The sequence below is a fragment of the Patulibacter sp. NPDC049589 genome, assembly GCF_040675535.1.
Classification (GTDB): domain Bacteria; phylum Actinomycetota; class Thermoleophilia; order Solirubrobacterales; family Solirubrobacteraceae; genus Patulibacter.
Genome location: NZ_JBFAPC010000087.1, coordinates 1 through 4,810, shown reverse-complemented (window position 1 = coordinate 4,810; position 4,810 = coordinate 1). Strand labels below are relative to the sequence as shown.

Annotated in this window: 5 protein-coding genes and 1 pseudogene; 3 read left to right on the top strand and 3 right to left on the bottom strand. The window is 74.1% G+C overall.

All coding sequences use genetic code 11. From position 1 onward, the window contains the following. Nucleotides 1-75: 75 nt before the first annotated feature. Nucleotides 76-426, bottom strand: coding sequence for a hypothetical protein (locus AB0L40_RS16355; RefSeq protein WP_364356574.1), 351 nt, complete (start codon nt 424-426; stop codon nt 76-78). A 17-nt stretch (nt 427-443) separates the two neighbouring features. After that, the gene (locus AB0L40_RS16350) at nt 444-809 is read right to left on the bottom strand and encodes a hypothetical protein (protein ID WP_364356571.1); all 366 of its coding nucleotides are present in this window, start codon (nt 807-809) and stop codon (nt 444-446) included. 103 nt (nt 810-912) lie between these two features. Here AB0L40_RS16350 and AB0L40_RS16345 point away from each other — a divergent pair, with 103 nt between their 5' ends. The 3 genes from AB0L40_RS16345 (at nt 913) to ccrA (ending at nt 3,927) form a co-directional block, all read left to right on the top strand. Beyond that, nucleotides 913-1,968 carry a glycine cleavage T C-terminal barrel domain-containing protein gene (locus AB0L40_RS16345; protein ID WP_364356568.1) on the top strand — a complete coding sequence of 352 codons (1,056 nt, stop codon included), beginning with the start codon at nt 913-915 and terminating at the stop codon, nt 1,966-1,968. A 127-nt stretch (nt 1,969-2,095) separates the two neighbouring features. Beyond that, nucleotides 2,096-2,503: a hypothetical protein gene (locus AB0L40_RS16340; RefSeq protein WP_364356565.1), complete on the top strand. Its 408-nt coding sequence runs from the start codon at nt 2,096-2,098 to the stop codon at nt 2,501-2,503. A 167-nt stretch (nt 2,504-2,670) separates the two neighbouring features. Further along, nucleotides 2,671-3,927: a crotonyl-CoA carboxylase/reductase gene (gene ccrA, locus AB0L40_RS16335; RefSeq protein WP_364356562.1), complete on the top strand. Its 1,257-nt coding sequence runs from the start codon at nt 2,671-2,673 to the stop codon at nt 3,925-3,927. 110 nt (nt 3,928-4,037) lie between these two features. Here the strand turns inward: ccrA and AB0L40_RS16330 are convergent. Then, nucleotides 4,038-4,810, bottom strand: a pseudogene (locus AB0L40_RS16330) (hypothetical protein); the annotation flags it as partial.

Here is a 4,810-nt window from a genome sequence, read left to right as displayed (position 1 = left end):
GGGTACCGAGTCTGGTCCCGGCCGCCGGCCGGCCACACGGACGACCCCCGACCCCCGACCGACCCCCGGCCGGCCCTACCCGTCGAGCAGGGCGTTCAGCAGCTGGCCGCCCTCGCGCGCCAGGCGCGAGCGGGGGACGACCTGGTCGAGGCCGACCTCCAGCGCGACGGCGCGGACCTCGGGGTCGACGTGCGGGAAGCACGCCAGCACCGGGACGCCGGCGGGGCGGACGTCGGCGATGGCCTCCGCCCGCTCCACCCCGTCGACGCTGAGGTCGGCGACGATGGCGGCGAAGTCCTCGGCCGCCAACAGCGCGACGAGCCCGTCGATGTCCGACGTCAGCTCGGGGTCGTGCCCCGCGGCCTTCACGATCTCCATGGCCTGCGACCCGAACAGCAGGTCGGGGACCACGACGGCGATGCGCACGTCGATACCCCGCGCCGTCAGTGGGCGCGAAGCCGGCGGAACTCCTGGCGGGCGGTCTCGCCCCGGCCCCACATGGGCTCCACCTCGGCCCGTCCGACGCGCACGTCGCGGACGATGATCTCGCCCGTGATGCCGGCGGCGTCGAGCAGCGACAGCGCCGACAGCACCGCCGTCGGCGCCGCCGCGTGGCCGAACCGGTGGGCGACGAGCAGGCGCCAGTGCCAGTCGTGGCGCGAGTACGGCTGGGCGTTGCACGTCGTGGTGACGTACGTGGCCGCCTCCACGTAGCGGTCCTCGTCGACGATCCGCAGATCGAGCGAGAGGTCCGTCCAGTCGTCGGGCAGCGAGTCCAGGACCCGCTGGAAGTTCTTGGCGAGCGACATCGGCCTGCACTCTAGCGGTCGGGGTGGCACGGTCCTCGCGCGACGACCGCCCCGAGTGGGCCATTCGACGGGCCCGCGGCGGCCGGGCGCTACGCTCGAATCGATGCCCGACATGCCCCAGGACCACGCCACGGCGGCCGGTTCCACGGCCGTCGATCCGCCCGACCCGGCGATCGTCGCCGCGGGCTACCGCGAGCTCACGTCCGGCGTGGGCCTGCTCGATCGCTCCGAGGCCGGCAAGCTCGCCTTGACCGGGCACGAGGCCCGCTCGTTCCTCACCGGTCAGGTCACCGCGGACGTCGAGGGCCTCGAGCCCGGCGACGGGACCTACGCGGCGCTCCTGACCCCGAAGGGCAAGATCGTCGCGGACCTCCGCATCGCCCACGTCGGCGACGAGGACCACGTCGAGCTGCTCCTGCTCTGCGAGCGCAGCGGGCTGCAGGCGCTCTTCGACCACCTCCGCCGGCACCTCGTCGGCTACGACGTGGAGCTGCACAAGCGGACCCTCCAGCTCGGGCTGCTCTCGCTCGCCGGACCGCGGACGGCCGCGGCCCTCGGCGCCGCCGCCGACGGCCTGGGGACCGACGAGCACGCGACGGCCGCCGGCACGATCGACGGTACGACGGTCCGGCTCGTGCGGACCGCCGCGGGCGTCGACGTCCTGCCGGCCGCCGCCGACACGGAGACCGTCCGCGCCGCCCTGATCGCACGCGGTGCGGTCCCCGTCGACGCGTCGGCGGCCGAGGTCGCCCGCGTCGAGGCCGGTCGCCCGCGGCTGCACCACGAGATGGACGAGTCCGTGATGCCCGCCGAGGCGGGCATCGTCGAGCGCGCGGTCAGCTTCACGAAGGGCTGCTACGTCGGCCAGGAGACGGTCGCCCGCCTGCACTGGCGCGGCCGACCCAACCGCCACCTGCGGGGCCTGGAGCTCGAGCGCCCGGTGCCCGTCGGCACCGTCATCGTCCAGGACGGGCGCGAGCTCGGACGGGTCACGACGAGCGTGGACTCCCCCGCCCTCGGACCGATCGCGCTGGCGCTCGTGCGGCGCGAGGTCGAGCCGCTGGAGACAGTCACCCTGCGGCCCACCGAGGGCGGTCCGACGTCCGCCCGCGTGGTCGCGCTGCCGTTCTCGCGCGCCGCGCACGGCTCGACGGCCTGAGCCCCACGGGATCGATCGGACAGCGAACCCGACCTCGGGTAGGGTTGCGACCGATCGTCCGCGGCCCCTGCCGCGACCGAACCTGGAGAGCCCGGAAGCGATGCACGCCCGCAGTTCGATCGTCCTCATGAGCAGCGCCCTGGTCGCCGCCGGCGGCCTCACGGCCTGCGGGCGGGTGTCGCAGGACGACAAGCCCAACGGCTCACGCCCTCCGCAGACGTTGCAGATCAGCGCCGCGATCACCGACCGCGGCGTCAACGTCTCTCCGGGCAGCGTCGGCGGCGGCCCGATCCGGCTGGTGATCTCCAACCAGTCGTCGAAGGCCGTGACGGCGACGCTCGCCCCGGCGATCGCCGCCGGCGGCGCCCCGACGCGCAGCACCAACAGCGCGATCCCGCCCGGCGGCGTCGCCGCGCTGCAGGCCACCGTGACCAAGGGGACCTGGCGGCTGCAGGTCGGCCTCGGCATCGCGTCCGGCAAGCTGAAGGTCGGCAAGACCCGCAAGAGCTCCGACGGCGAGCTGCTGCTCCCCTAGCCCCCTCCGGGGGCGCCGCCGGACCCTCCCGGAGACGGCCCGCCGCTGGTATACCGAGCCCCGTAGGGCTCCACCGTACGCAGGACGCCCGTCCTCCCCTGGCGGGATCTCCTACGGTGGCGCGGGCGGCCGTCCGGTCCCCCCGTTCGGTGGGTAGGGTTCCGCCGATGTCCGTCGACCTCACTGACCTGCACACCGCGCGCACGGCCCCTGGCGAGCTGCCCGCGACGATGTCCGCCTGGGCCATCCGGGAGGACCGCCTTGGGGAGCCCAAGGACGCGATCCAGCTCGAGGAGGTCGAGGTCCCGCAGCCCGGCGCGTTCGAGGTGATCGTCCGCGTGATGGCCGCCGGCGTGAACTTCAACAACGTCTGGGCCGCCCTCGGCCAGCCGGTCTCCGTCTTCAAGTACGGCGACCACCCCGAGTACGGCCACCACATCGGCGGCTCCGACGCGTCCGGCATCGTCTGGAAGGTCGGCGACGGCGTCACCCGCTGGAAGGTCGGCGACGAGGTCGTCGTGCACTGCAACCAGGCGTCCTACGAGGACGTCGAGGTCCACGGCCTCGACCCGATGGCCGCGCCGTCGCAGCGGATCTGGGGCTACGAGACCACCTGGGGCTCCTTCGCCGAGTTCTGCAAGGTCCAGGCGCAGCAGCTGCTGCCCAAGCCCGCGCACCTCTCCTGGGCCGAGGCCGCGTCCTACGGCCTGACGTACTTCACGGCCTACCGGATGCTGATGGACCGCGGGCAGATCAAGGCCGGCGACAAGGTCCTGATCTGGGGTGCGGCCGGCGGCCTGGGCGTCTTCGCGATCCAGCTCTGCCTCGCGGCCGGCGCGGAGTGCGTCGGCGTCGTCTCCTCCGAGGAGAAGGGCCAGCTCGTCAAGGAGCTCGGCGCGGTCGGGTACATCAACCGGGGCGACTTCAAGGGCATGATGCGCACCGGCACCGAGACGCCGGAGCAGGAGAAGGAGCGCTTCGGCCACTCCCGCGCGTTCTCGAAGAAGGTCAAGGAGCTCCTCGGCGACGCGCCGGACATCGTCTTCGAGCACGTCGGCCAGGCCACCTTCCCGACCTCCGTCTTCACCGTGAAGCCGTTCGGCAAGGTCGTCATCTGCGGCGCCACCTCCGGCTACACGCTCGACTTCGACGTCCGGTACCTGTGGATGAAGCAGAAGGAGATCATCGGCTCCCACTTCGCCAACGCGTACCAGTGCATGAAGGCCAACGCCCTGATCGCCGAGGGCAAGGTCAAGCCGGTGCTCTGGAAGACGGTCGGCTTCGAGGAGACCGCCAACGTCCACCAGCTCATGCGCGACAACCAGCACTCCGGCAAGATCGCCATCCTCGTCGGCGCCCAGGACGAGAACGAGGGCCGCACCGGCGAGGGCCCCGCCGCCATCACCGGCGAGATCGGCAACTAGCCGGAGCACCCGGGCGGGGCGCGACGACGCGCCGCCCGCCCGTTCCGGCTCCGGCCGGCGCGGACACCGGCGGCAGGCCACGCCGGCCCGTCCGGACCACGCGGCCGCGCTCAGCGCGGCCGCAGGTACGTCGTCAGCACCCAGCCGCGGATGTGCCGGGCGTCGGCGACGACGAGCGCCCACGTCCGACTCCGCGAGAACCGGCGGACCGAGACCGGCTGACGGCCGCTCAGCGTCCCCACCATCACCCCTCCGGGGCGGTAGTGCACGTAGTGCGACCCGGGGATCGTGACCATCGGGGTCTCGCCCGGACGCGTGGGACGCGGATCCGCGACGAGCGACCCGTTGCGGTCGGGCCTCCGGCACAGCACGCCGGCCGTGAACGTCACCGGGCGCGGCAGGCGCGTCGACGGGAAGTACAGGGTGGTGCTCCGCTCGCCCAGGCCCGCCTTGCCGCCCTGGGTGGCGCCCTCGAGTCCCGACGGCACGCCACCGGGGATGCCGAGGTTCTGCGCCGTCCGGGTCGTCCCCGGACAGGTCAGCGTCACCGTGCGGGCCTTCCCCGGCGCCGGCACGCCCGCGGGGACGCGGACCCGGGCCGTGACCGCGTAGGTCCCCGGGGGCAGCGCCCCGCCGCGCCGGACGCTGCGCTTGCCGACGTACGTCGCGTCGACGCGCCCCGGCGCCGGATCCCCCGGGCCCGCGCGGTGCTGCTCGACGACGATCGCCCCGCCCGACGCGATCGCGAGCGCCGCGACACCCACCACCGCGGACTTCGTCCCGACGCCCGCCGTCACGGCGCCGCCGCCCAGCAGCCCGGCCAGCGGCAGCAGCGGCGGCGTCAGGCCGCGCAGCCGGCGGTCGAGGCGCCGCAGGTCGCGCC